Consider the following 25,933-nt stretch of genomic DNA (forward strand, 5'->3'; position numbering starts at 1 on the left):
GCGCGTGCGGGCGCATGGGCATGCGTGCGCGTCATTGCGCGGGCGGGATGCTCGAGGGGACTGTCGGCGTGCCGTTGCGTGGCCGGGGCCACGGGCGGGTGGGGCGTCAGCTCGCCGGACAGATGGCGCTGGACATGCGGCCGAGGTCGACGTGCCGCCGACTCACCAAGGCAATTCCAGTTCCGAACATGACGGAAGCGTGGCACGGCGATCTGGACACAGTCCAGCTTCGTCCGTCATGCGGACACCCTGGTCTCGATATGCGAGACCAGGGTGTCGTCGGTCACATGCTGCGCGCGCGGTCTTGTCCGTGCAGGTCAGACCCGGTATGCGCCCGGCCAGGGGCCCGGCGTCGCCACCTCGGTCTCCTCTTCGACCTTGGTGTCGAACAGCGTGAAGCCGCGGCGCCGGTAGTTGTCCATGGCGTGCTCGCCGTCCTTGCTGCAGGTGTGCAGCCACACCCGCTTGGTCGGCGACAGCCCCGGCCAGCGGTCCGCGAGGTCCCACGCCCGGGCGGCGCCGTACGACAGCAGGTGTCCGCCGATGCGCCGGCCGCGGAAGGCCGGGATCAATCCGAAGTAGACGATCTCCACGACCCCGTCGTCCTGCGGCTCCAGTTCCACGTACCCGGCGGGCGTGCCCCGGTCGTACGCCACCCACGTCTCGACGCCCGGGCGCCCCAGGTGCTCCTCCCAGCGGGCGTACGTCCAGCCCAGCCGGTCGATCCAGCGGATGTCCCCGCCGACGGAGGCGTACAGGAAGCGGCTGAACTCCGGCGAGGGCACCTCGGCGCGGACGATGCGGACGTCGCCCTCGGGCGCGGCGGCCGGCAGCAGGTCGCTCGGCGCGGTCTGCTCCAGGGACCAGGTGGTCACGGGGATGTTCGTCATGCCGGTCAGGGAATCATCCGTTCCGCCGGTCTGTCGATCGCCCCCTGCCCCGCCGACGGCCACCGTGCCGTCCGCCACCGCGCCGGGCACGCCCGCGCGCCGCTCGTGCCCGCGAGCCGGTCACCCGCCGTGCCGGCTGCCACGGCGTGCGGAGGCGCGCTCACGCGCGCCGTCGGCCGCCGTGCGCTCCCAGCCCCGCCGGCATGCCTCCGCACGCCGGCGCCGCTACTGTTCCGCCCGCCTCGGGGCCGTCCTGTCGATCGACGCCAGGGGCAGGGAGAACAGCACCCGGCCCGACTGGGTCCAGACCTCGCCGGTCGCCGCCCAGTAGGAGAGGGACTCGGTGCCGGTGCTCCAGCAGTCGTGGCGGTCGCCGCTCCCGCACGTCGCGACACCGGCGCCGTCCGCGTCCTGCCGCCACAGCGTGCCCCGCCGCTCGTCGCCGGCGGCCGCGCGGGTCACGTACCAGGAGGACCCGTGCGCGAGCACCCCCCGCACCCCGTTCAGCTCCGTCCGGTACGCCTCGGTGGCCCGCACGCTCCCGGTGCCGTCGGCGGCGAGGAGCCCCGCGCGGCCGGGGGCCGTGTCGAGGGCGTACCGCCACAGCCGGGCGCCCCGGTCGCCGTCGTCCAGGGTCCACTCCCCGGCGACCAGGGAGTCGGGGGTGGTGCTGCGGTCGAGGGACACGGTCGCCGGGTGCGGGGCGTCGGCGCCGCCGCCGAGCCGGTAGGAGGCGACGGCCGGCAGGACGTACCGGTGGCCGTGCGCGGACCAGCCGCCGGGCACCCGGCCGACGGCCTCACCGGTGACGGTGGCGCGCTGGATGCGGTTCACGTCGTAGACGTACAGCGCGGCGCGGTCCCCGTCGTCGGCGGTCACCAGCAGCTTGTCCTGGGACCAGACCATGCCCGAGACGTGGGAGACCAGCCCCCGGTAGTCGCGCCCGCCGTCGACCGGGACGGCGAGCAGCGCCCAGGTGTAGGCGAGGCGGTTCGGGCGGCCCGCGTCGACGAAGGCGACCCGGGCCAGACCCCGGTCGGCCGCCGGGCCGGCGCTGCGCGACCAGCCCGACAGGATCACCCGGCGGGCGCCCCACAGCCCGTCGTCGTCCGCGTCGCCGGAGGTGGTGACCGCGCCGGGCCGCCAGCCCCGCGTGTCGTCGGTGTTCCAGCAGTACGCGCGCGTGGCGGCGGGGGTGACGGGCAGCGCCCGCCGCTCCGCGCCCGTGCAGTCCACCGCGTCGCGCAGGGTGCGGTCGGCGTCGCCGAGCACCGCGCCGACCCCGACCGGCGGGCCCATCTCCGCGGCGAGCCGGTCCAGCGAGGACTGGGGCACCGGGTGCTCCGTCAGCCGCAGCGCGTCCGTGTCGGCGGACGCGGTGAGCGGCTTCAGGGCCCCGGGACCGTCCGTGACCGTGGCCTGGGAAGCGCTGATCATGGTGGCGGCGGCGGTGAGCGCGAGCGCGGTTCCGGTCAGGAACGCGCGCAGGGCCCTGCCTCGTCTGCGTCGGCGGTGTCGGCCGCGATGTCTCATTCGTCCTCCCGAGGCGGGCCAACTGCGCCTGATGATCCTTACGTTGACCGAGGAGCAGGTGGGGTGACCCGTAGGGGATGCTACGGCAGTCGGCGTCCGTCCGGGACGAAGAGCGCGTACATGTGCGGAAGATGCCGTGACGTAAGGCGATGTACGGTGCGAAGGAGGCGGACGGGCGGCCTTACGGTACGAAATCCGTCGTCACCGAACGGATTCCGTCATCCGTGCCCCGGCCACCGCGGGAGCGGCGGAGTGCGGAAGGAGGTCCTTCGGGTCGTCCGGCAGGAGCACCTCCACCTCCACGTCCTCGCGGAAGCGGTACGGGCGGTGCTCCAGCAGTTCCCCGAGGTACCTGCGCACCCGCGACATCTCGGCCCGCACCGTCACCGTCCGCCCCGGATCGCCGAACACGTCCGCGGCCAGCCCCGCCGCACTGCGCCCGCCCCGGTGCGCCGCCAGCAGGTACAGCAACTCGGCGTGCCGCGGACTGAGTTCGTGCGACCAGGCGCCGGCCCCACCCGTGACCGTCACCGACCAGCGGCGCGACCGCGTCACGTCCAGCACGATCCGGGTCGCACCGGGCGGCAGCGGCTCCGCGGTCCGGTCCAGCGCCCGCACCAGCCAGCCCTCCGCCAGCGGCTCCACCGCGCACGGCCCCAGCACCGGCAGCCACCGCCGGCCCGCCGACAACGCCCTGGGCAACGCGATCCGGTCCGTGTACGGCATCCCCGTCACGGCCGCCGTCCAGCCGTCCCCGTCCACCACCGCCGCCCGGCCGGCCAGCCGCGCCAGCACCGGCGCCGCCACCGCGCGCAGCCGCTCCAGCGACCCCACGTGCGCCTCGCGCAACCGGGCCTCGGCGAGCTTGGCCACCGAGTCGACCCAGGCCAGCGTGGCCGGGTGCATCGTCTCCAGCGGCCCGCTGACGTCCACCACGCCCAGCAACCGCCCGTTGCGCGGGTCCGTGATCGGGGCCCCGGCGCAGGTCCACGCCGTGTGCGAGCGCACGAAGTGCTCGGCCGCGAACACCTGCACCGGCCGGCGCACCACCGTCGGCGTGCCCACACCGTTGGTGCCGACGACCTCCTCCCGCCAGTCCGCACCCAGCTCGAAACCCAGGCCGTCGGCCTTGCGCAGCACCGGGGGGCACCCCTCCCGCCACAGCACCCGGCCCTCCTCGTCGGCGACCACCATGATGTGCCGGGCCGCGTCCGCCACCGACAGCAGTCCCTCGCGCAGCACCGGCAGCACCTCCCGCAGCGGCGACTCCTCCCGCCGCCGGCGCACCTCCTCGGCGCTCAGCAGACCCGCTCGGAAGTCGTGCTCCGGGTCCACACCGCTGCGCAGCATCCGCTCCCACGACTGCTCGATCACCGGACGCGGCGCGATCCGCGCCCGCCGCCCGGCCAGCCTGGCCTCCCGCACCTCGCTGAGCACCCGCGCCGCCCGCGCGGCGTCGACGGCCGCGAGCCGCTCCACGTTCATCGGCGACTTCGCCACAGAGGGCCTCCCGGGGAGCACACAGGCACAGGACCGGGCGTCAGGCGCCCGCGCCGACTGTTTCCGGTCTCACTCGAGGACCCATCTTGCCGTCCCCCCGCGACGGAGGGGCACAGTCCGGACACCGCGTCCCCTCCCGTTGCAACCCCCTGCAACCCTGGCCAACACCCACCCGATGCTTGAAACTTGTGGCACGCCGTCCCGAGCGGCGTCGCCGGCCTCGCAAGGCCATCGCGGCGGGGGTGGTGCCGTGTCGGCGCAGCACCACCCCCGCACCCGCGTCCCGCAGGTCAGGACAGCGGACGGGCCCGCTCCACCAGCGCCCCGAGATCCGCGCCGTGCGGCAGCGTCCCGAAGGCCGACCCCGCGTCGCCGCCCAGCCGTCCCGCGCAGAACGCGTCGGCGACCTCCGGCGGCGCGAACCGAACGAGCAACGCGCCCTGGAGCACCAGTGCGAACCGCTCCGCCAGCCGCCGCGCCCGCGCCTCGGCGCCCTCCAGATCGGCCAGGTCGGTCAGCAGGTCCTTGATCGCCGCGTCCAGCCGGTGATCGGCGCCACGCGCCTGCCCCACCTCGTGCAGGTACGCGTTCAGCGCCTGCGGCTCCCGCCGCAGCACCCGCAGCACGTCCAGCGCCTGCACGTTGCCCGCGCCCTCCCACACCGAGTTCAACGGCGACTCGCGCACCAGCCGGGGCATCCCCGACTCCTCCACGTAGCCGTTGCCCCCCAGGCACTCCGCCGCCTCCACCGTCACCGGCGTACACCGCTTCGTCACCCAGTACTTCGCCGCCGGCACCGCGATCCGCAGCAGCGCCCGCTCCTGCTCGCCCCCGTCGTCGTACGCCGCCGCCAGCCGCAGCCCCAGCGTCGTCGCCGCCTCCGTCTCCAGCGCGAGATCCGCCAGGACGTTGCGCATCAGCGGCTTGTCCAGCAGCTTCCCGCCGAACGCCTCCCGGTACGCGCAATGGTGGACCGCCTGCGCGACGGCCGCCCGCATCAGCCCCGCCGACCCCAGCACACAGTCCAGCCGGGTCGCCGCGACCATCCCCATGATCGTCTGGACCCCCCGGCCCTCCTCGCCCACCCGGCGCGCCCACGTCCCGTCGAACTCCACCTCGGCCGACGCGTTCGACCGGTTGCCCAGCTTGTCCTTGAGCCGCTGCAACAGGAACGGATTGCGGGTGCCGTCGTCCAGGACCCGCGGCACCAGGAAACACGTCAGCCCCTCCGGCGCCCGCGCCAGCACCAGGAAGGCGTCCGACATCGGCGCCGAACAGAACCACTTGTGCCCGGTCAGCTCGTACGTCCCGTCCTGCGCGAGCGGCCGTGCCGACGACGTGTTCGCCCGGACGTCGCTGCCGCCCTGCTTCTCCGTCATCGCCATCCCGAACAGCGCCCCCGCCTTCAGGCGGGCGGGCCGCGTCTCACGGTCGTAGACCGTCGACGTCAGCCGCGGCTCCCACTCGGCCGCCAGCTCCGGATCGGTCCGCAGCGCCGGCACGGCCGCGTGGGTCATCGACAGCGGGCAGCAGTTGCCGGCCTCCACCTGCGTCCACACCACGAACCCCGCCGCCCGCCGCACGTGCCCGCCCGGCCGCGCCCACGCCGCCGTCAGGTGCGCCCCCACCCCCTTGCCCAGCAGCCGGTGCCACGCCGGATGGAACTCCACCTCGTCGACACGGTGCCCGTAGCGGTCGTGCGTGCGCAGCGTCGGCGGGTTCTCGTCGGCCTGGATCGCCCACTCCTGCAGCTGTGCCGACCCGGCCGCCCGTCCCAGCGCGGACAGCTCGCCGCGCGCCTCGTCGAGCAGCTCCGGATCCAGGTGCCGCTCCACGGCGGCCACCAGGGCCCGGTCGGCGCCGTACACGTCGTACCCGAGCAGGGGCGGGGGCTGGTTCGTCACGGTGTGCGTACTGCCTGCCATACCGCGAACGTACCCCCGGGCGCGCCGGTCATGGCCGCCGGACACGGGACGGCCCCGCCGCGCTCCCCCGGGGCCCGGCGGGCGACGTCGACGGCGCCCACCGGGGATGAGTGCAGTCCCGTCCGGCGGATACCTTTAGGGCGTGCAGCCAGCAAGTCAGTCATCCGAGGGACTCGAGGCACCCACCGGGCGTCTCCACCGCGCCCGTGCCCTCTACCGCAACGTCTCCAAGCGCAGGACGGCCTGGCTGCTGCTCAAGGACACCGTCGACTCCTGCATCGAGTACCGCATCCTCGGCCTCGCCGCCGAGGCCGCCTTCTTCACCCTCCTGTCCGTGCCGCCGCTGCTGCTCAGCCTCATCGGCCTGCTCGGCTACGTCGACGACTGGACCGGCACCGACACCATCAGCAGCCTGGAGACCAACCTCCTCGACGCCTCCCGCACGGTCCTGTCCGACAAGGGCGTCACACAGATCGCCCAGCCCATCCTCGACGACGTCATGAAGGGCGGCCGCCCCGACGTCATCTCCATAGGTTTCCTGTTCGCCCTGTGGTCCGGCTCCCGCGCCGTCAACGTCTTCATCGACACCATCACCGTCATGTACGGCCTCGACGGCGTCCGCGGCATCGTCAAGACCCGCCTCGTGGCGTTCCTGCTGTTCGTCGCGGCCCTGCTGATCGGCTCGGTCGCCCTGCCGCTGATGGTCGCCGGGCCCGACGCGGTCGTACGGGTCGTGCCCTGGTCGACGACGGTGGTCCAGGTCCTGTACTGGCCCGTCGTGACCGTCCTGTCCATCGTCTTCCTGACGACCCTCTACCACGTGTCCGTGCCGGTGCGCTCCCCGTGGATCGAGGACGTGCCCGGCGCCCTCGTGGCCCTCGCGATGTGGGTGCTCGGCAGCTTCCTCCTGCGCATCTACCTGCAGAGCACCATCGAGGGCGCCACCATCTACGGCTCGCTCGCCGCCGCGGTCGCCGTCCTGCTGTGGATCGGCGTGTCCGCCTTCGCCGTGCTCGTCGGCGCCGCCGTGAACGCCGCGATCGACCGCGTCTGGCCGGCCGCCGCGACGGCCGCGGCGCGCGAGGCCAACGAACGCCTGCGGCAGGAGGAGGTCGCGGAGTACGTCGCCCGCATGGCCGCCGCCCACACCCACGAGGACCCCGACGACCCCGACATGCCGTCCGAGTTCCCCGAGCGGTGGTCCCGCTTCCTGCCGCCGGAGGACGTGACGGGACGGCTGCGGACCCACGCCAAGACCTCCCCGAAGGGGAACGCGAACGGGGAGCTGCCCCCGCCCGCCGACAAGGCACACCCCGGCCACTGAGAAAGCCCGCACCCGACGCGCGGGCCTCCCGCCGGGTGAGCGGGTCTCCGACGGGTGCGCGGGTCGTCGCCTGCGAGCAAGGCACCGCCCGTCGGGCAGGCCCTCTCCGGCGCCTTCGAACGGGGCCGCGGCACCGGCCCGCGGCGACACCGCGCCCGCGCCGCGTAGCCTGGCGCACGTGTACCAGGAACGGCCCTCCCGCTTGGCCGGCGCGGTGGTCTGGACGAACACCCCGGCGGGCGCCGGCGCACGTCCCGTCCTGCCCGACGGCTGCATGGACCTGCTGTGGAACGAGGGCAGGCTGCTGGTCGCCGGTCCCGACACCCACGCCCACGTCCCCGGCGGGCCGCCCACGCCCTGGGCGGGCCTGCGCCTCTATCCCGGCACCGCGCCCGCCCTCCTCGGCGTGCCCGCCCACGAACTGCGCGACCGGCGCGTCGAGCTGACCGAGCTGTGGCCGGCCGGCGAGGTGCGGCGGCTGCGGTCCCGCGTCGAAGCCGCCGCCCGCCCGGCGACGGCACTGGAGGAACTGGCGCTCGAACGCGTCGCCCCGCCCGACGCCGAGCTGCGCCGGCTGGTCACCGCCCTCGCCGCGGGCCGCCCGGTCGCCGCCACCGCCGACGCACTCGGCGTCGGCGCCCGTCAGCTGCACCGCCGCTCGCTGCACGCCTTCGGCTACGGCCCCAAGACCCTGGCCCGGATCCTGCGCCTCCAGCGCGCCCTCGCGCTGGCCCGGGCGGGCGTGCCGTACGCGGACACGGCCGCCCGCACCGGGTACGCCGACCAGGCCCATCTCGCCCGCGACGTGCGGGAGCTGGCCGGGACCACGCTGACGGAGCTACTGCGCGGGTTCCGCCAGCGGCGCGAACAGGTCGACGCCGTTGCCGTCGGGGTCGTGCACGACGGCGTACCGCTGACCCCAGAACGCGTCCCACGGCTCGAGCTCGCCGTGGCACCCGGCGCCCACCAGTTCCCCGTACACGGCGTCCACCTCGGCCGGCCCCGCACAGCGCAGCGCCAGCGAGGAACGGCCGCCCCGTGACGGCGCCCGCCAGGCGGGGTGGAAGGACCGGACGGTGTCCTCGGTGTCCAGCAACAGCCGCAGCCCGCCGGGCAGCGCGGCCTCCGCGTGCGGTTCCCGCTCGGCGCCCTCGGGGAACGCGAACCCGAGGCGGCGGTAGAAGCCGACGGAGGCGGCCATGTCGGAGACGACCAGGCCGACGGCATCGAATCGTGGAGTCATGGGATCACCGTAGGGAGGGAGCGGGGGACGGGTCTTGCAGGAATCGGACACCGGGCCGCACCCCCGCGCCGGCAAGGGTTCCGCCCCCGCTCGCCGGGCACCGTTCGGCTTCCGCGCGCCGGGCGTGCGGCGAGGGAGCCGGACGACGTCCCGCGGGGGCCCGCCGCCCACCGCAGGGCCCGTCAGGTGAAGGTCACCGGCCCGTTCGGCGTGTCCACCGTGAACGAGAGGCCCACCGGCCCCCGCGACAGGGGCAGCTCGGTGCCGAGCGCGGTCAGCAGGGGACGGATCTCGTCGGGGTCGGGCGCGGTGGCCGACACCTCCAGCAGCGCGGTGACGGGCAGGCCCGAGGCGGTGGGATGGGCCGTGTCGCCCCAGTCGATGAGGAAGGGGACCAGACCGGACGGGTGCGGATCGCCGCCGTCGGTCAGCCGCCACTCGAGCAGCGTGCCGTCGGGGCGGCGCCGGCTCATCCCCCGCACGTCGCCGGGGTCGTAGCCGTGCGCCCGGGCCGTCGCGACCGCACGGTCCAGGTCGGGCGGGCTGATCGCCCAGGTGAGGGTCCGCGGGCCGGCGAGCCCGTCGACGCCGAAGGGGCGCGGACCGGCCGGCTCCGGCTGCCGCGGGTCCGGACCGATGATCTCCAGGTAGGCGCGGTCGCCCAGTCCCACCAGGTGGTTGCGGGTGCCGAGCCCCACGTGCACCCCTCCGGGGGCCGGGGTCACCCCCGTGCGCCGGGTGAACTCGGCGACCGTCGCCGCCAGATCGGGGGTGGCGAGGACGAAGTGGTCGAGCCGCGGGGGGATGGTGCTCATCCCGCCCGAGACTACGCGTCCCGCCGCCGGAACGGGCGCGTCCGGGGAACACCCGTGCGGGGGGACGGCCGCGTGACCCGTACGAGGCACCTCCTTCCGGCGGTCCCGCCGGGCGCCACCCGAAAGTTTCGCCCCGATCCGGTCCCTGGGCCCGCGACTCCCGCCCCCGTAGGGTCGGGCCGTATGACCGTTCGCCTGCTCGTGTACACCCGCACCGCCGACTACCGCCACGACTCCATCCCGGACGCCGTCGCCGCCCTGCGGGGAACGGGGGAGTACGCCGTCGAGCACACCGAGGACCCGGCCGCCCTGGAAGCCCCGCTCGACGGGTACGCGGCCGTGGTCTTCCTCTCCACCAGCGGCGACGTGCTCACCCCGGCCGGACGGGACCGGCTCGCCGGGTACGTCGAGTCGGGCGGCGGCTTCGTCGGCGTGCACGCGGCGGCCTGCACCGAGGAGAACTGGCCGTACTACGGCGAACTCCTCGGCGCCCGCTTCGCCCGCCACCCCGCGATCCAGCCCGGCAAGGCGGTCGTCGAGGACCGCGACCACCCCGCCACCCGCCCTCTGCCCGCCGTCTGGGACGTCACCGACGAGTGGTACGACTTCCGCACCAACCCGCGCGACCGGGTCCACGTCCTCGTCACCGCCGACGAGTCCTCGTACGACGGCGGCGGCATGGGCCCCGACCACCCCCTCGCCTGGTGCCGCGCGCAGGGAGCGGGCCGCGTCTTCTACACGGCCCTCGGCCACACGGCCGAGGCCTGGCGCGACCCCGGCTTCCTGGCCCACCTGCGCGGCGGGATCGACTGGGCGACCGGGACGGGCGACCGGGAGCGGTGAAGGGGGGAGGGGACGGGGGAGGAAGGGGACGGGGGAAGGCCGGTCACGTCTTGGGGGCCGCCGTGCTGGCCCGTTCCACCAGCCGCGTCGACAGTTCCGTCCGCGTTCCCTCCGGGCGCTCCCCGTCCATCATCCGCACCAGCAGCCGCAGGGCCGTCGCCGCCATCTCCGCCAGCGGCTGGCGGACGGTGGTCAGCGCGGGGCTGGTCCAGCGGGACTCCGGGAGGTCGTCGAAGCCGACCACGCTGACGTCGTCCGGCACCCGCAACCCCCGTTCCGCCAAGGCCTGGTAGACGCCGAGGGCCATGCGGTCGGAGCAGACGAAGACGGCCGTCGGCGGCTCGGGCAGGTCCAGGAGCTCACGCATCCGGTGGCGGGCGACGGACTCGTCGAAGCCGCCGTGCCGGACGTACTCGGGGAGGTGACCGAGGCCCGCCGAGGCCAGCGCCGAACGGTAGCCGGCCACCCGCGCGGTGCTGCACATCCTGCGCCGCGGGCCGGCGATCACCGCGATCCGCTCGTGCCCCAGGGCCAGCAGGTGCTCGGTCGCCGTCACCCCGCCCTGCCAGTTCGCCGCACCCACCGACACCACGCCCGACGGCGGCTCGACCGCCGGATCGATCATCACGAACGGGATGCGGTGCTGCTCCAGCCACAAGTACTGGGAATCCGTCAGCTCCGCCAGGTCGAACAGCACCCCGGCCGAGCCGCGCGCCGTCAGCTTGTCCAGCCAGCCGCGCTGCGGACGGCCCGCCCGGTGGCGGGGCAGCGACGCGGAGACGACCACGTCCAGGCCCGCGTCGTGCGCCGCCTCCTCCACACCGCGCAGCACCGCGCCCGACCAGGAACTGTCCAGCGAGTGCACGACGAGGTCCACCAGCCGGGGCGGCCTCGCCGCGTCGAAGCGCGGTCTGCGCACGTAACCGAGCCGGTCCAGTGCCTCCGTGACCCGGCGCCGGGTCTCCGGAGCCACGTCCTCGCGTCCGTTGACCACCTTGGAGGCGGTCGGCACGGACACCCCCGCCTCACGGGCCACGACCGCCAGCGTCGGTCCGGCCGTCACGCTCGCACTCCCCGTGCGGACCATCGGGAACCACCTCTCCGGCCCGCCCGAGGGCCAGCGAAAGTTCGACCACCGCCCCACCGGAGCCGACCCTGACCGACGGCTCGCAGAAAGCGCTTGCTATCCTAGGTGTGCCTCAGCGTGACGGGAAGACACCGGCAGTGGCGGGATCTTGCGGCGCACGGCCGCGCGCCGACCGCGGACGGCACCCCGGACGGCCTGCGGACAGCGGCCGGGGCCGCTCCGGGGACCCGCGTCAGGCCACCCGGGTCAGGTCGGCGTGGCGCACCTCGTGGGCCGGCGGCAGGCCGGCGGCCAGCCGTTCCAGTTCCTCGACGACCACGCGGCCGAGCCGCTCCAGCTCGTTGCCGAGGGAGCCGGCGACGTGCGGCGTGAGGAAGACGTTCGGGAGCCGGTGGAGCGGGGAGCCGGCGGGCAGCGGCTCGGGCTCGGTGACGTCGAGCACGGCGTGCAGCCGGCCGGATACCAGCTCGTCGGTGAGGGCGGCGTGGTCGACCAGGGCGCCGCGCGCGGTGTTGATCAGGACACCGCCGTCGCGGATCAGGGCGAGCCGGGCGCGGTCGAGCATGTGGCGGGTTCCGGGGACGTCGGGCGCGTGCAGGGTGACGATGTCGCTGCGCCGCAGCAGGTCCTCCAGGGACAGCGGACGGGCGCCCAGCCCGGCGGCCTCGGCGGCGTCGACGTACGGATCGTGCAGCAGGACCTCGAAGTCGTGCGGCCGCAGCAGTCCGAGCAGCCGGCGGCCGACGCGCGAGGCGCCGATGACGCCGACGCGGCGGCCGAGATTGCCGGTGGACGCGGTCTCGGCGTGGGCCGGACCGGTGTGGGTGCGGCGGAAGCGTTCCCGGTGGGTGAAGACGTCCTTCCCGGCGAGCAGGATCATCGCCAGGGTGTACTCCGCGACGGGGACGGCGTTGGCGGCGGCCGCGCTGGAGACGGTCACCCCGTGGTCCCACAGCGCCTCGCCGATCAGGGAGCGCACGGAACCGGCGGCGTGCAGCACCGTGCGCAGCCGGGGCGCCGCGGCCAGCACGTCCGCCTCCAGACGGGGACAGCCCCAGCCGGTGACCAGGACGTCCGCCCCGGCCAGCGCGGTGGCGGCGGCGGGGTCGGCGAAGTCCCGCACGACGAGCGCCGGGTCGATCTCGGCCGTCCGGCGCAACCGGTGGAGGAGCGGCTCGGGGAACAGCAGGGGCAGGTGCACCGGATCCATGGCGAACACGGCCCTGGGCCGCTGGGCGCTGGGCATGACCCTCCTGAGGCGCGACGGAAACGCTTTCTGTGACCGCTCCTCACCGTAGGCGCGGCGCGGAGGCGGGGGCAACGCGCGCCTCGACGACCGGGGCGGCTCGCCCGGGCGGCCCCTGCGCCGCCGGCGAGGGCGGCGGGGCTCGCGGCTCCGCCTCCGCTGCCGGCCCGGTTCCGGCACCGTCAGGTACGCCGAACGGCCCTGTACGAAGCCCGTGCACCGGAATACGGGGCGTAGCCGTGGTGCTCTGGTGTTACCGGTGCACGAGCGCGGTGAAGGGCTGGTGGGCAGATGACGGCGGACCGGACGAACCCCGTGACGCGGCCCGCGGCCGACCCGGTGGTCACCACGCCGTACGGGGCCGTGCGCGGCCGGTTCGAGCACGGCGTCGCCGTCTTCCGGGGGATCCCCTACGCGGCGCCCCCCTTCGGACCGCGCCGGTTCCGGCCGCCGGCGCCGCCCGAACCCTGGGAGGGGGTGCGTGACGCGGGCGCCTTCGGGCCGACGGCGCCGAAACCGCCGTACTCCGAGGCCTTCGCGCAGTACCTGTCCGACCCGGTGGTGCCGGGGGACGACTGCCTCAACCTCAACGTCTGGACGCCCGAGCCCGGTCCGGACGGTCGGCTGCCCGTCGTGGTGTGGTTCCACGGCGGGGCTCTGACCAGGGGATCCTCCGCGGTGCCCGTGTACGACGGGCGGCACTTCGCGCGCGACGGGATCGTGTTCGTCTCGATCAACCACCGGCTGGGCGTGGAAGGGTACGGTCTGTTCCCCGACGCCCCCGCCAACCCCGGGCTGCGCGACCAGCTCGCCGCGCTGCGGTGGGTGCACGAGTCGATCGCCGCCTTCGGCGGTGATCCCGCGCGGATCACCCTGGCCGGGCAGTCCGCGGGCGCCATCAGCGTCGGCACCCTCATCGCCGCCCCGCAGGCGCAGGGACTGTTCCGGCGCGCGGTCCTGCAGAGCGGAGCACCGGAGGCCTTCGAACGGGACAAGGTGCGGCGCATGGTCCGCCGGATGGCGAACCGGCTGAAGATCCCGGCCACCGCGGAGGCGTTCGCGGCCGTCGACCGCGACCTGCTGCTGCGCACCCAGGCCGAGATCGGCCGGCTGAGCAGCCCGGTGCTGGGCGGGCCCGCCTTCGGCATCGTCATCGACGGGGACCTCGTCCCGCGCGACCCGCTGGAGGCGCTCGCCGACGGCGACGCGGCCCGCGACGCCGACCTGCTGCTGGGCTGGACCCGCGAGGAGCACCGGCTGTGGCTGGTGCCGGGCGGCCTGCTGGAACGCGTCGACCGCCTCGGCGCGGTCGCCCTGGCCGGCGCGATGGCCCGCTGCCGCTGCGGCCACGAGGTGCCGCGCGGCTACCGGGCCCTGCACCCGGAGGCCGGCACCGCCGAGACCGTCGGCCAGATGATCACCGACCACCTGCTGCGGCTGCCCCTGCACCGCCTGGCCGACACCCGTCCCGGCCCGTCGTACGCGTACGAGTTCGCCTGGCCTTCGCTGCGGCCCGGCCTCGGCTCGTGTCACGCCCTGGAGCTGGGCTTCGTCTTCGACAACGGGGACGTGCCGGAGTCCGCGAAGCTCGCCGGCGAGGGCGCCCCGCAGGAACTGGCGGACGCGATGCACGGGGCGTGGGTGCGGTTCGCGGAGACCGGTGATCCGGGGTGGGAGGCGTGGAACGCGTCGCATCCGGTGCGCGTCTTCGGCGACACTGACGCTGACGTCGACGGGATGTCGTACACGGCATACGGTCCGCGGGATGCCGAGCTGGCGCTGTGGAGGACCGCCGACCCGGCCGGCCCGGCCCCGACGGCCCCCGCGGTCCCCGTCTCCCCGGACCCGCTCATGGCCCGCCCTCCGCGGGGCACCGAACTGCGGGCGGCGGTCCGCCGCCTGCGCCGCGTCGGCGGAGCCCACCGCCGCTGAGGGCCGCCACCGGAGACTCGACGCGCCCGCGGCGCCCGACGTGTCCCGGCCGGGCGTCACCTCACGCCGCCGCCAGCGTCCGGGCGATCGACGCCACCGTGTCCGGACCCACCCGGCAGCAGCCGCCGATCAGCCGGGCGCCCGAGTCCCGCCAGCCGAGGACCTGTCCGGGGGCGAACGTGGGGCGGCCGTCCCAGGCGCGCGCCCGCGCGTCCCAGGCCTCGCCGCTGTTGGGGTAGGCCACGACCGGCTTGCCGGTCACCCGCGCCGCGCTCGCCACCGCGCCCGCCACGTCCTCGGGGGCGCAGCAGTTCACGCCGACCGCGATCACCTCGTCCGCGTCGGCGGCCAGGGCGAACGCCTCCTCCAGCGGCTGACCCGCCCGCGTCCGGTCGCCGGCGACGCTGTACGACAGCCAGGCCGGCACCCCGAGCCCGCGCACCGCCCGCAGCAGCGCCTCGGCCTCGTCGGCGTCGGGGACGGTCTCCAGCGCGAGCACGTCGGGAGCGGCGGCCGCCAGCACTTCCAGGCGGGGCCGGTGGAAGCGTTCCAGCTCCCGCACGCCGAGCCCGTAGCGGCCGCGGTACTCGGAGCCGTCCGCGAGCATCGCCCCGTACGGTCCCGCCGAGGCCGCCACCCACAGCGGCCGGGTGACGCCCCCGGCCCGGGCCCGCCGGGCCGCGTCCCGGGCCAGCTCCACGCTCAGCGCGAGCAGCCGCTCCGCCTCCCCGCGGCCGATCCCGCGCCGGGCGAAGCCCTCGAAGGTGGCCTGGTAGCTGGAGGTGATCGCCACGTCGGCGCCCGCCTCGAAGTAGGCGAGGTGCGCCTCGGTGACCGCCTCGGGCCGTTCGGCGAGGAGCCGCGCCGACCACAGGGCGTCGCTCAGGTCGTGCCCGGCGGACTCGAGCTGGTTGGACAGGCCGCCGTCGAGGACGACGGCCCGCGAGGCGAGCGCCTCGGCCAGAACCGGGACCTGCGGGGGACGGGCGTCGCTGGTCATGCCCCCGACGCTAGCCGACCACGGGGGCCGGGGCCGGATCCGCCCGCGCACCGAGCGGGGCGACAGCGGGCCGGCCTCGGCCGGCCAACCGGAGAAAGGGCTTTCACGAAGTCCCGCCCCCTCCGTTGACCTGCCCCTGACACGCCCTTACCTTTTCGGCGTTCGCCATTCCCCCTGCCGTCCGAGATCTCGAACAACCTCCGGCGAGGACGGCCCCCGTCCGCGCCCCGAGCCACCCCGAGGAGCGCGACGGCGACCCCCTGGACGACCCCCACCGCCCCACCCGGCTCCGGACCTCCGGCCGGTCCCCGGACGACACCCCGACCTCGGCGTCCCCGTCGCCGACACCGTGAAGGGAAGCGCGTGACATGAGACGTCCGTACGCGATCCTGCTCGCCCTCTGTCTGGCGCTGACGGGCGCCCTCGCCACCGCGGGACCGGCCCGGGCCGTGCCCCGGACGATCGCCGGCGGCACCCAGTTCACCGACACCTCGGGCAACCCCGTGCACGCCCACGGCGGCGGAGTCCTCAAGGTCGGCACCTCCTACTACTGGTTCGGTGAGCACCGCAACGCCGACAACACCTTCCGGTACGTGGACGCCTACCGCTCCACCGACCTGAAGAACTGGGAGTTCCGCAACCACGTCCTGACCCAGGCGAGCGCCCCCGAGCTGGCCACCGCCAACATCGAGCGCCCGAAGGTCATGTACAACGCCTCCACCGGCAAGTTCGTCATGTGGATGCACAAGGAGAACGGCACCGACTACAGCGAGGCGCGCGCCGCCGTCGCCGTGTCCGACACCGTCGACGGCGCCTACACCTGGCAGGGCAGTTTCCGGCCGCTCGGCCGGCACATGTCCCGTGACCTCACCGTCTTCGTCGACACCGACGGCGCCGGCTACCTGGTCTCCGCCGCCCGCGAGAACTACGACCTGCACATCTACCGGCTCACCGCCGACCACACCGGCGTCGCGAGCCTGGTCGCCGACCCCTGGCACGGCGGCCACCGCGAGGCCCCGGCGCTGTTCAAGCGGGGCGGCGTCTACTTCATGCTGACCTCGGGCGCCACCGGCTGGAGCCCCAACCAGCAGCAGTACGCCACCGCCACCAGCCTCGCCGGCCCGTGGACCGCGATGACGAACGTCGGTGACGCGACGGCGTACGGATCGCAGACCGCGTACGTTCTGCCGGTGCAGGGATCCTCGGGCACCTCGTACCTGTACCTGGGCGACCGCTGGGGCAACTCCTTCGGCGGCACCGTCAACGACTCGCGGTACGTGTGGCTGCCGCTGGCCTTCCCGAGCGCGACCTCGATGTCCCTGTCCTGGTCGCCGGAGATCACCGTCGACACCGCCGCCGGCACCGTCACCGGCACGAGCGCCGCGTACACCACCCTGGTCGCCCGGCACTCCGGCAGGTGCGCCGACGTCACCGGCCAGTCCCTCTGGCAGGGCGCGCAGGTCAAGCAGTACGACTGCAACGGCGGCGCCCACCAGAAGTACTGGTTCAAGTCCGTCGGCGGCGGTCACCACCAACTGGTGGTCCGCAACAGCTCGCTGTGCGTGCAGGAGAACGCGAGCACGGTCACCCAGGAGGACTGCGACTCCGCGGCCACCGGCCAGCAGTGGTCGCTCACCACGACCGGCGGCTACGTCGACGTCAGGTCCCGCGCCACCGGCGAGTGCCTCGACGTCAGCGGCGCGTCCACCGCCAACTCCGCCGCCGTCATCACGTACCCGTGCAACGGCGGGACGAACCAGCAGTGGACGTGCGGCAGCTGACGCTCCGTCGGGCAACGGGCCGGCGCCCCGGCCGGACCGCACGGCCGGGGCGAGGGGTCAGACCAGCAGGTCGATCGCGTCGATCGCGGTCCCCGCGCTGAGGAAGCCGGTCGACCCGGAACCGCTCACCACGTTGATCTTCAGCACGTTGTACTTGCTGGTGTCCGTGAGCCACGCGCTCGCCGGGACGCTGTAGGTGAACGTGTGGTTGTTGCCCCGGTAGGAGCCGTTGGTCAGCGACCGCGTGCCCGGCTGCGCGGGCGGGGAGGGGGCGGCGGAGGTCCAGGTGTCGTTGACGACGACCTGGGGCCGGCCGTTGGCGTACGCCGTCGTCACGCCGATGCGCAGGGTGTGCGCGGCGGCCGCCTGGGCCGCGGTCAGCCGGAAGTGGACGAGCAGACCGCTGTTGACGTCCTTCCAGAGGTAGCAGGGGAAGGCGGAGGTCTCGCTGCCGCTGCCGATGACGACGTTGCCGGTCCAGGCGGCGGCCCGCACGTCCGACGGGTGCGCGTACGTCATCAGGTCCGCGTTCTTGAAGCCGCTCGGGGTGCCGGTCCAGTCGTTGATCCGCCAGATCGCGCTCGCGTTGTCCGGGTCGTTGGAGGACGGGACGGCGATCGAGTTGAGGGTGGTCGTCGATCCCGCGGAGACGGTGACCTGCGTACTGTATACAGCCAACTCGCTCTTGTAGACGGTCAGCGTGTACGTCCCCGGCAGCACCCCGCCGATCGAGTAGTAGCCGTCGGAGGCCCGGGCCGCGCCCCAGTACTGCGCGGCCGAGTTGGCGAGCCCCACCGTGTACGGGTACGCGGTGTTCCGCCCGCTGATGCCGACACCGGCGACCCGGCCCCGCCCGCCCGCGCCTACGTAGCCGGAGATGCCGAGCGAGTCCGCCCAGGGCGTGGTCAGCGTGCCCGGGAACAGCGACGAGGAGGGCGCGCCGCCGTCCGTGAAGGCGATGACGTACGGGCCCTGGAGACCGAAGCGCTGGTCCTCGGTCTGGTTCTGGCCGTAGTACAGGATCTCGTACAGGCCGCCGCCGTCCGCGCTCTGGTGGCGCAGCAGGGAGCGGTAGAAGGGTCCGCCGGAGGCCTTCTCGTGGTTGCTGCGCACGATCCACAGGCCGACGCTCCCGGTCGTCCAGCCGATGTGGGTGTAGTCCGTCACCCGCAGCTTCGCGTAGTGCTTCGAGCGGGTCTGGCCGTCGGACTTCGCGAAGACGTCCGAGGCCTCGATCGTGGAGGTCGTGTACGTGTAGGAGTCGGGCTCGTCGTTGAGGAACAGGCCCTTCTTCACGCGGACGATGTAGCGCGTCGCGGAGACGGACGCGTCGGCCTTGTTCGTCCACAGGTAGATGTTGTTCTCGCCGCTGCGGGCCGCGTAGTAGTGCTTGAGCGTGCCGTAGGCGACCGAGATCAGGATCGTCGAGCCGGACTGCCGGAGGGTGACGGTGGAGGCGCCGAGGCCGGACTCGATGTGCGAGTTCATGCCGCCGTAGCCCTGGTACTCGACGCCCCGGTAGACCAGTGAGGTCAGGTCGCCGTTGGTCTTGCTGACCTTGAAGACGAGGTGGGCGCCGGTGTCGACGACGTAGTGCGAGCCGTCGTCGGTCCAGCCGAAGGCCGCGGCGGACGCGGGGGTGGCGAGGGGGCCGGCGAGGGCGGCCGAGCCGGCGGCGGCCGTGATGCCGGCGGCGCCGAGCACGAAGGCGCGGCGTCGGACCGGCCGGTGGCTGTCGGATCCGGACATGGGGGGTGCCTCCTTTGGGAGGTGTGCGGGTGAGGGAGAGGGTGACAGTTGAATCGATTTCGCGAAAGGGCTTTCACTCGTGGGGAGTTGGCAATCTCGCGGAATGGGTCCGACACCTAGAAAGCGCTTGCCGGAGGCGGTACGGTCCCGCCGCAAGGACTGGTCGCCCTGACGGAGGAGCCGCAGTGAGACGTTTCACCCCAGCCGTGCTGGCGGCGCTGACCCTGACCGCCGCCCTGACGGCCGTACCCGCCGCCGAGGCCCGCACCGGCCGTCCGGCCCCCGGCCTCGACCACTGCACCGCCGGCGTCTGCCACTTCGACGTCCCGCCCGGCACCTACGACGTGCAGGTCGTCCTCGGCGGCGAGGCGGCGTCGAGCACCGCGATCAGCGGCGAGACCCGCCGCGCCCTGCTGCCCGAGACCGCCGTCCCGGCCGGTGAACGCGTCGCCCGCGGCTTCACGGTGGACGTCCGCACCCCCGAGGGCGAGCCGACCGGCGCCGCCGGAACCCCCGGCCTGGACCTCGTCCTCGGCGGTACGGCCCCCGCCCTCGCCGGCATCCGCGTCACCCCGGCGGGGCACGCCCGCCAGATCTTCCTGGTCGGCGACTCCACCGTCTGCGACCAGCCGGGCGACCCCTACTCCGGCTGGGGCCAGCAGCTGCCGCAGTACCTGCGCAAGGGCGTCTCGGTCGCCAACCACGCGGACTCCGGGGAGAGCACGGTCACCTACCTGGGGAACCCGCAGCTGTGGGCCACCGTCCAGCCGCGGATCCGCCGCGGCGACCCGGTGCTGATCCAGCTCGCCCACAACGACAAGACCACCGACGAGGCGACCTACCGGGCGAACCTGGAGACGCTGGTGGCGGGCGTGCGCGAGAAGGGCGGCACGCCGGTGCTCGTCACCCCGATCGTGCGCCGCTGGTTCAACGCCGACGGCACGCTGAACAACGGCACGGCCCTGCTGGTCAACGGTCTCGGCGTCGACCACCCGGCGGTCGTCCGCGCGGTCGCCGCGGCGCAGGACGTCCCGCTGATCGACCTCACCGCGAAGACGAAGGCGCTGGTGGAGTCGCTGGGCGTGGAGGGCTCCAAGGCGCTGTACCTCTACAACGAGAAGCGGGACAACACCCACACCTCGGTGTACGGCGCCACGGTGTACGCGGGCCTGGTCCGTGACGAACTCGTCGCCCTGCGTCTGGTGCCCAGGGGCGCGGTGCGGGTGGGATGAGCCCCTGGGGGCGCCCCGACCGGAACCGGGACGCCCCCAGGTCCCCGCCCGACCGGGACCGGCGCCCCCGGGCGCCGGTCCCGACGCCCGGCCGCGCGCCCGCCCCCGGTCCCGGGACGGGACGCGCCCGGGCCCCGGCCCCGACGGAGGGAACGCCGATGCACCTGCCCCCGCCCGACCCCGACCTCAGCCCGCGCACCGGCTACACCCGCGCCCACTGGGAGGCCGCCGCCGACGCCCTGCTCGCCGCCGTGGAGCCGTACGCCACCGAGGACCGCGCCCTCTACCACCTCCCCGGCGACCGCGAGAGCTGGTCGGGGCGCCTCTCCGACGGACTCGAGGGCTACGCCCGCACCCTCCTCCTCGCCGCCTTCCGCCGCGACGAGACGGCCCTCGGACGCTACGCGGACGGCCTGGCGGCCGGCGTGTCCGGGGTCTGGCCCCGCATCGAGGACCGCGGCCAGCCCCTGGTCGAGGCCGCGTCCATCGCCCTGGCGCTGCGCCTGACCCGCCCGCTGCTGTGGGACCGGCTGGACGACGGGGTGCGGCAGCGGGCGGCGGCCTGGCTCGGCGACGCGCTGACCGCCGAACCCTGGCCCTGCAACTGGGAGTTGTTCCCCGTCACCGTCGGCGGCTTCCTCCGGTCCGTCGGCCACGAGCCGGAGGCCTCCCGCAGGGCGGTCGACCGGGGCCTGGAACGCGTCGAGCAGTGGTACGCCGGCGACGGCTGGTACACGGACGGCGAGGGCCGCGCCTTCGACTACTACAACGGCTGGGCCCTGCACCTCTATCCGGTCCTGCACGCCTGGCTCGCGGACGACAGCCGGCTGCTGACCGTCTACGGCGGCCGGCTGCGCGCCCATCTCGCCGACTACGCCCGCCTGTTCGGCGGCGACGGAGCCCCCCTGCACCAGGGCCGCTCCCTCACCTACCGGTTCGCGACGACGGCCCCCCTGTGGCTCGGCGCGCTGACCGGCCACACCCCGCTGCCGCCCGGCGAGACCCGCCGGCTGGCCTCCGGGGCCCTGAAGTACTTCCTGGAGCGGGGCGCGGTCGACGCGCGCGGCCTGCTGACCCTGGGCTGGCACGGCCCCGACCCGGCCGTCCTCCAGGGGTACTCGGGCCCGGCGTCCCCGTACTGGGCGAGCAAGGGCTTCCTCGGCCTGCTGCTGCCGCCCGGGCACGAGGTCTGGACGGCGCGGGAGGAGCCGGGCCCCGCGGAGCGCGCGGACGCGGTCACCCCGCTCGCCGCCCCCAACTGGCTGCTGCAGTCCACGCGCTCCGACGGCCTGGTCCGCCTCCACAACCACGGCAGCGAGGACGTCCGCTACGACCCGTACTACACGCGGCTCGCGTACTCGACGGTGACGGCGCCCTCGCCGTCGTACGACAACAGCGTGATCGTCGGGGGCGACCCGGGCCGTACCGGCATCGAACCGCTGGGGGCAGGGGACGGCTGGGCGGCGTCCCGGCACACGGCGGGCGGGGGAGCGCGGGTGACCAGCGTGGTGCTGGCGCGCGGGGCGGCGGAGGTGCGGATCCACCGGGTGACGGGGACACGGCCGGGAACGCCGGTGCGGGTGACCGGGTGGGCGGCGACGGAGAGCGCACGGGCCGAGGCGGTGCCCGCCTTCGGTCTGGACGACGCCCTCACGGGGGCGACCGGCGACGGCGGCGGCCTGTTCGTCGCCCTCGCCCGGCTCACCGTCGAACCGGACCCCGTCCCCCTCGAGGAGAGCGTGTCCGTGCGGGTGGAGGGGCCGGACGCGGTCCACGTCCGCTGGCCGGACGGGACCGTGGTCCGGGTGCGCCTGCCGGGGGACGCCGTGGACGTCGGGAGCTCGGAGGCCGGCGAGTGCGGCGCCGTCGCGGCGGACGGGTGACCGGACGGGGGCGGGACCGGAACGGGCTTGCGCGTCCGGTACAACCTCGTTGCCCGGTGTGCGGCCGTCCACGAGAATCCCCGGCATGACTTCCACGATCCGCCACGTGACGATCGACTGTTCCGACGCCTACGCCCTCGCCGGCTTCTGGGCCGAGGTCCTCGGACAGCCCCTCCACGAGGACGACGAGCCGGGTGACGAGGAGGCGCTGATCGAGGGCGCGGGCCTGCTCTTCGTCACCGTCCCGGAGGGAAAGACCAGCAAGAACCGCCTCCACTTCGACCTCCAGCCGCAGGACCGCACCCGCGACGAGGAGGTCGAACGCCTCCTCGCCCTCGGCGCGACCCTGGTCGACGACCGCCGCAACCCCGACGGAACGGGCTGGGCGGTCCTCACGGACCCGGAGGGCAACGAGTTCTGCGTCGAGCGGAGCGCGGGGGAGCGCGGGCGGTGAGGACGGCACGGGGGCGAGGTGCGCGCGCCCGCATGCACCGAGCAGCGACCAAGAGCGGATCTTCCACCACAACAGCGGTGGAGCCGAGCAGCATGGCTGGATGTGCTGTCCGGACAGGTGGGTGACGCGGCCGGCCGGTGGCCGGCGACAAGGCCGGAAACCGGCAGCGTCGGTACGACGTCACCATCCTGATCGCCGAGGAGCGCTACCGGGCGCATGTGACCGATCTCGAGACCGGGGAGTACGAATGAGCACGGTCGGCTGGGAGGAGACCGAGCGCAAGGCGCGCGAGCGACGCGAGGCCGCCGGGCTGCCGGTGCGTTCGGCTCAGGAGAAGCAGGCGGCCATGGACAGGCTGACCGCGGAGGTGCGCGCCCACAAACTCGCGGAGGTCCGACGCGAACAGGCGTTGACCCAGCGCCAGGTCGCCGCATCCATGGGAGTCTCGGCACCTCGTGTCTCCGCGATCGAGCACGGCGAGCTGGACCGGGCCGAGGTGGCCACGCTCCGGGCCCATGGGGAAGCACTCGGAGGCCGGCTGCGCGTGGTCGCGGACCTCGGGGACGCGGAGTACACCGTGGCCTGAGCCGGCCGCCGCTCCAGCCCGCCCGGCACGGACAGCTCTTCGACGCGTTCCAGAAGCCGTGGAAGCACCCGCGTGGGCAGGGAGAGCCCTCGGCGACGAAGAAGGCCCAGGTCCGAGACCTGGGCCTTCTTCGTGGAGCAGGTGACGAGAACCGAACTCGCGCTCTCTGCTTGGGAAGCTTGGGTCTTCTGGGGGGGGGCAACCACCCCACTGACCTGCGGCCGGACGGTACTTCAGCCTCTCCGGACCCGTGGCCGAGTCCCCGCTGTTTCCCGTAAGTCTCCGCAGAATCCGGCACGCGTCCGGCACGAGTCATTCGTCGTCGCATCTCTCCAGGACCAGGCTCACGGACCCCTCTTCGAGTCCGTTGTTCTCCTCCAGGTGGAGATGAGTCCCGTCCGGTGTGCCGTCCTGGGCAAGTGTGAGCAGGTGGCTGGCCAGAGTCTTCAACCCCGCAGCGTTGGCCTCGATCACGATCTCTCCGCCCAGGTTGCGGACCTCGATACGTGCGCCTTCCTCCCACGTGAAGGCTCTGGTGATCCCATCGGCCACCGTACTGACATGGGTCGTCACCGACGGAGCAAGGCTGGGTTCAAGGGCCATGCCCAAGCATCGCGCACTCGGGGCCCATCAGGTGTCGGGGTGCACGCCTTCCAAGTCTGTCGGCGCCTCACAGGGTGTCGTGCAGGCGTGTTCACCTGGGTCCATGGGCGGTTGGCCACCACCTCTGAGGCGGTGAGCAGTCCCGCCTGAACGGCCCTGCACGGTGCTGAACGAGACGGGAACTGAGACGGCCCGTCTCGGCCGGCCCTTCCGTTGTTCGGTGATCAACCGCCGTGGCGGAGCCGGTCCCGGTTTGCCCGCCGACGGGGGCAGCGTGTCAGGGGGCGCCGTTGTCGCCTCAGAGGCATCCTGGGAGCACTGGTGAGCGCCGGGGCAGCCGACGAGGAGGGTCCGGTCATGCGGGAGTCGTCGCAGGGCGTTACGGTCGTGGCTCTCCTGGCGGATCCGGACGCGCCCACAGAGATCGCGCAGCACATGGCACGGGTACTTCCTGCTCGTCTCGCCGACAAGTCGGGCGAGGGGCGACGGTTCGACGTCGAGGTGGCCAGTGAGCCGTTCACCGCGGGGACCGAGGACCTGTCCACGTTGACGCACCGGATCATGGACCGCAGGCGTGCGGAGCATTGGGACATCGTCGTCGCCCTCACCGATCTTCCGCTGCACGCGCACGGGCGCAAGCTCGTGGTGGATCTGAGTCATGAGCACGGCTTGGCACTGCTGTCCCTTCCGTCGCTGGGGGGTCTGCGGTTTCGCAGAAGGGCCCTGCGGGCGGTGGAGGAGGCCGTGCTCAGCTTGGCGAGTCATCACGCCACTGGGTCCGGGGAACCTCGCCGGCGTCAGTCGATGGGACGCTTCGTCAGTCGTCTTGCGCCGATTCACCCGGGCCCGATCGGTGAGGAGGAGACCGCCGATCTGCGGTACGTCGTCAGCGGGCCGGGCGGTTACCTGAGAGTGCTCGGCGGTATGGTCCGCGCCAACCAGCCGTGGCGGTTGGTGCCGGGTCTGTCCAAGGCCCTGGCGGCCGCCCTCGCCACGGGCGCCATCGCCACCGTGAACTCCACCCTCTGGAGTCTGTCCGAGGCGCTGAGCACGCCGCGCCTTGTGATCGCCATGGTCGGGTCCGTCGTGCTCATGATCGGCTGGCTGATCGTGGACGCGCACCTGTGGCGTCGATCAGCGGATGACTCGCCGGAGGAGAGGAAGAGGACCGCTCTCTACAACGCGTCCACGGTCGCGACCCTGGGCATCGGGGTGGTCGTCTGCTACGCGGGTTTGCTGGTCATCAACCTGGTGTGGGCACTCTTCATCCTCAACGACAAAGTCTTCGCCTCCATGACACGAACCCCGCTGCATGCCGCGGAGTACTGGACGCTGTCCTGGTTCGTCGCCTCGATCGCCACGGTGGGCGGCGCGCTGGGATCGGGCTTGGAGAGCGACGAGGCGATCCGGGCAGCCGCCTATTCCAAGCGCGAACAGGAACGTCGCCGCATGATCGAGGACGACGGTGACTAGCTGGTGACCAGACCCGGAGATGTGTCCTTGACCGGTGGCCGTCCGGTACGGAAAGTCGGCTGATCGATCGGTGAAGGGTTGTTTCGCGTGGGAGGCCGACGGGGACCCGCACCGTATGCCGGCGGAGCGCCGAGCTCCGCCTGGCGGGCCGACGGCCCAAACCACCGTTCCACCTGATCCGGGTGAGCGGCCCGCAGAGGCGTGCCGGAGCCACGGACTCCGTCGTAGCACTTCCGAGAGCCGGGCTCTGTGCGCCGTCTCATCATCGCCGTGCCGCGGTCATGCCGTGACACCGAGGGAAGTCATCATGAAAGCAGCGGTATATGAAGGACCGCGAACGGTCACGGTGAAGGACGTACCGGACGCGAAGATCGAACACCCCTGCGACATCATCGTCAAGATCACCTCCACCAACATCTGCGGTTCGGACCTGCACATGTATGAGGGCCGCACCTCGTTCGAGTCCGGCCGCACCCTGGGACACGAGAACCTGGGCCAGGTCGTGGAGGTCGGCTCAGCCGTCCGCAAGGTCCAGGTCGGCGAGTACGTGGTCCTGCCCTTCAACATCGCCTGCGGCTTCTGCAAGCAGTGCGAGCAGGGCCTGACCAACTACTGCCTGACCATGCAGCCGGAACCGGACCTCGCCGGAGCCGCCTACGGATTCGCCGAGATGGGCCCCTACCAGGGCGGCCAGGCGGAACTGCTGCGCGTGCCCTACGGCGACTTCAACGCGCTGCGTCTGGGCGAGGACGCCGCCGGGCGGCAGACCGACTACGTGATGCTCGCCGACATCTTCCCCACCGGCTATCACGCCACCGAGATGGCCCACGTCAA

At 73.8% G+C, this 25,933-nt stretch carries 22 protein-coding genes and 1 pseudogene; 11 read left to right on the forward strand and 12 right to left on the reverse strand.

Features of this window, described 5'->3' with window-relative positions:
- Positions 1–106: 106 nt before the first annotated feature.
- The 5 genes from ACH4F6_RS17730 to ACH4F6_RS17750 form a co-directional block, all read right to left on the reverse strand.
- A complete protein-coding gene (locus tag ACH4F6_RS17730; RefSeq protein WP_397961137.1) occupies positions 107–190 on the reverse strand; it encodes a putative leader peptide in 84 nt (27 codons plus the stop codon).
- Between the two features lie 127 nt (positions 191–317).
- Positions 318–890 carry a GNAT family N-acetyltransferase gene (locus ACH4F6_RS17735; protein WP_397961087.1) on the reverse strand — a complete coding sequence of 191 codons (573 nt, stop codon included), beginning with the start codon at positions 888–890 and terminating at the stop codon, positions 318–320.
- 225 nt (positions 891–1,115) lie between these two features.
- A complete protein-coding gene (locus tag ACH4F6_RS17740) occupies positions 1,116–2,423 on the reverse strand; it encodes a hypothetical protein (RefSeq protein ID WP_397961088.1) in 1,308 nt (435 codons plus the stop codon).
- 201 nt (positions 2,424–2,624) lie between these two features.
- The gene (locus tag ACH4F6_RS17745; RefSeq protein ID WP_397961138.1) at positions 2,625–3,908 is read right to left on the reverse strand and encodes a GAF domain-containing protein; all 1,284 of its coding nucleotides are present in this window, start codon (positions 3,906–3,908) and stop codon (positions 2,625–2,627) included.
- 305 nt (positions 3,909–4,213) lie between these two features.
- Positions 4,214–5,848 (reverse strand): acyl-CoA dehydrogenase family protein, encoded by a 1,635-nt coding sequence (locus ACH4F6_RS17750; protein WP_397961089.1) that lies wholly within the window; start codon positions 5,846–5,848, stop codon positions 4,214–4,216.
- Positions 5,849–5,990: 142 nt separating this feature from the next.
- On the opposite strand from ACH4F6_RS17750, the gene ACH4F6_RS17755 reads away from it, so the two are divergent.
- Together ACH4F6_RS17755 and ACH4F6_RS17760 are read left to right on the forward strand one after the other, a co-directional pair.
- Entirely contained in the window at positions 5,991–7,172 is a 1,182-nt protein-coding gene (locus tag ACH4F6_RS17755; RefSeq protein WP_397961090.1) for a YihY/virulence factor BrkB family protein, read from the forward strand.
- A 178-nt stretch (positions 7,173–7,350) separates the two neighbouring features.
- Positions 7,351–8,019: pseudogene (locus ACH4F6_RS17760) on the forward strand (helix-turn-helix domain-containing protein); the annotation flags it as partial.
- Here the strand turns inward: ACH4F6_RS17760 and ACH4F6_RS17765 are convergent.
- Together ACH4F6_RS17765 and ACH4F6_RS17770 are read right to left on the reverse strand one after the other, a co-directional pair.
- Positions 8,011–8,415, reverse strand: coding sequence for a VOC family protein (locus tag ACH4F6_RS17765; protein ID WP_397961091.1), 405 nt, complete (start codon positions 8,413–8,415; stop codon positions 8,011–8,013). The pseudogene ACH4F6_RS17760 and the gene ACH4F6_RS17765 sit on opposite strands and share 9 nt — an antisense overlap.
- Positions 8,416–8,597: 182 nt before the next feature.
- Positions 8,598–9,230: a VOC family protein gene (locus tag ACH4F6_RS17770; protein ID WP_397961092.1), complete on the reverse strand. Its 633-nt coding sequence runs from the start codon at positions 9,228–9,230 to the stop codon at positions 8,598–8,600.
- A 183-nt stretch (positions 9,231–9,413) separates the two neighbouring features.
- Here ACH4F6_RS17770 and ACH4F6_RS17775 point away from each other — a divergent pair, with 183 nt between their 5' ends.
- A complete protein-coding gene (locus ACH4F6_RS17775; protein WP_397961093.1) occupies positions 9,414–10,073 on the forward strand; it encodes a ThuA domain-containing protein in 660 nt (219 codons plus the stop codon).
- Between the two features lie 43 nt (positions 10,074–10,116).
- On the opposite strand, the gene ACH4F6_RS17780 is transcribed toward ACH4F6_RS17775, so the two are convergent.
- Together ACH4F6_RS17780 and ACH4F6_RS17785 are read right to left on the reverse strand one after the other, a co-directional pair.
- Entirely contained in the window at positions 10,117–11,160 is a 1,044-nt protein-coding gene (locus tag ACH4F6_RS17780; RefSeq protein ID WP_397961094.1) for a LacI family DNA-binding transcriptional regulator, read from the reverse strand.
- A 232-nt stretch (positions 11,161–11,392) separates the two neighbouring features.
- Positions 11,393–12,406 carry a hydroxyacid dehydrogenase gene (locus ACH4F6_RS17785; RefSeq protein ID WP_397961095.1) on the reverse strand — a complete coding sequence of 338 codons (1,014 nt, stop codon included), beginning with the start codon at positions 12,404–12,406 and terminating at the stop codon, positions 11,393–11,395.
- Positions 12,407–12,697: 291 nt separating this feature from the next.
- Here ACH4F6_RS17785 and ACH4F6_RS17790 point away from each other — a divergent pair, with 291 nt between their 5' ends.
- Complete coding sequence (locus tag ACH4F6_RS17790) at positions 12,698–14,338, forward strand: carboxylesterase/lipase family protein (protein ID WP_397961096.1); 1,641 nt, start codon at positions 12,698–12,700, stop codon at positions 14,336–14,338.
- A 61-nt stretch (positions 14,339–14,399) separates the two neighbouring features.
- On the opposite strand, the gene mmuM is transcribed toward ACH4F6_RS17790, so the two are convergent.
- On the reverse strand, positions 14,400–15,338 hold the full coding sequence (mmuM, locus tag ACH4F6_RS17795; protein ID WP_397961098.1) for a homocysteine S-methyltransferase: 939 nt from the start codon (positions 15,336–15,338) through the stop codon (positions 14,400–14,402).
- 368 nt (positions 15,339–15,706) lie between these two features.
- Here mmuM and ACH4F6_RS17800 point away from each other — a divergent pair, with 368 nt between their 5' ends.
- Positions 15,707–17,119: an RICIN domain-containing protein gene (locus tag ACH4F6_RS17800; RefSeq protein ID WP_397961100.1), complete on the forward strand. Its 1,413-nt coding sequence runs from the start codon at positions 15,707–15,709 to the stop codon at positions 17,117–17,119.
- Positions 17,120–17,176: 57 nt separating this feature from the next.
- Here the strand turns inward: ACH4F6_RS17800 and ACH4F6_RS17805 are convergent, their stop codons facing one another.
- Entirely contained in the window at positions 17,177–18,868 is a 1,692-nt protein-coding gene (locus ACH4F6_RS17805) for a rhamnogalacturonan lyase B N-terminal domain-containing protein (RefSeq protein ID WP_397961102.1), read from the reverse strand.
- A gap of 185 nt (positions 18,869–19,053) precedes the next feature.
- Here ACH4F6_RS17805 and ACH4F6_RS17810 point away from each other — a divergent pair, with 185 nt between their 5' ends.
- The 4 genes from ACH4F6_RS17810 to ACH4F6_RS17825 all read left to right on the forward strand — a co-directional run bounded on the left by ACH4F6_RS17810 (position 19,054) and on the right by ACH4F6_RS17825 (position 23,023).
- Positions 19,054–20,100, forward strand: a complete 1,047-nt coding sequence (locus tag ACH4F6_RS17810) for a rhamnogalacturonan acetylesterase (RefSeq protein ID WP_397961105.1) — start codon at positions 19,054–19,056, stop codon at positions 20,098–20,100.
- 158 nt (positions 20,101–20,258) lie between these two features.
- A complete protein-coding gene (locus tag ACH4F6_RS17815) occupies positions 20,259–21,983 on the forward strand; it encodes a DUF2264 domain-containing protein (protein WP_397961107.1) in 1,725 nt (574 codons plus the stop codon).
- Between the two features lie 85 nt (positions 21,984–22,068).
- Positions 22,069–22,437, forward strand: coding sequence for a VOC family protein (locus ACH4F6_RS17820; RefSeq protein WP_397961109.1), 369 nt, complete (start codon positions 22,069–22,071; stop codon positions 22,435–22,437).
- Between the two features lie 247 nt (positions 22,438–22,684).
- The gene (locus tag ACH4F6_RS17825) at positions 22,685–23,023 is read left to right on the forward strand and encodes an XRE family transcriptional regulator (RefSeq protein WP_397961111.1); all 339 of its coding nucleotides are present in this window, start codon (positions 22,685–22,687) and stop codon (positions 23,021–23,023) included.
- A gap of 312 nt (positions 23,024–23,335) precedes the next feature.
- On the opposite strand, the gene ACH4F6_RS17830 is transcribed toward ACH4F6_RS17825, so the two are convergent.
- Positions 23,336–23,626, reverse strand: coding sequence for a hypothetical protein (locus ACH4F6_RS17830; protein WP_397961113.1), 291 nt, complete (start codon positions 23,624–23,626; stop codon positions 23,336–23,338).
- A gap of 357 nt (positions 23,627–23,983) precedes the next feature.
- Here ACH4F6_RS17830 and ACH4F6_RS17835 point away from each other — a divergent pair, with 357 nt between their 5' ends.
- Positions 23,984–25,099, forward strand: coding sequence for a hypothetical protein (locus tag ACH4F6_RS17835; RefSeq protein ID WP_397961115.1), 1,116 nt, complete (start codon positions 23,984–23,986; stop codon positions 25,097–25,099).
- A gap of 307 nt (positions 25,100–25,406) precedes the next feature.
- Positions 25,407–25,933 (forward strand): alcohol dehydrogenase catalytic domain-containing protein (locus ACH4F6_RS17840; protein WP_397961117.1); only part of this gene is annotated, 527 nt, incomplete at its 3' end.

Source organism: Streptomyces sp. NPDC017936 (assembly GCF_044328485.1).
Taxonomy (GTDB): Bacteria; Actinomycetota; Actinomycetes; order Streptomycetales; family Streptomycetaceae; genus Streptomyces.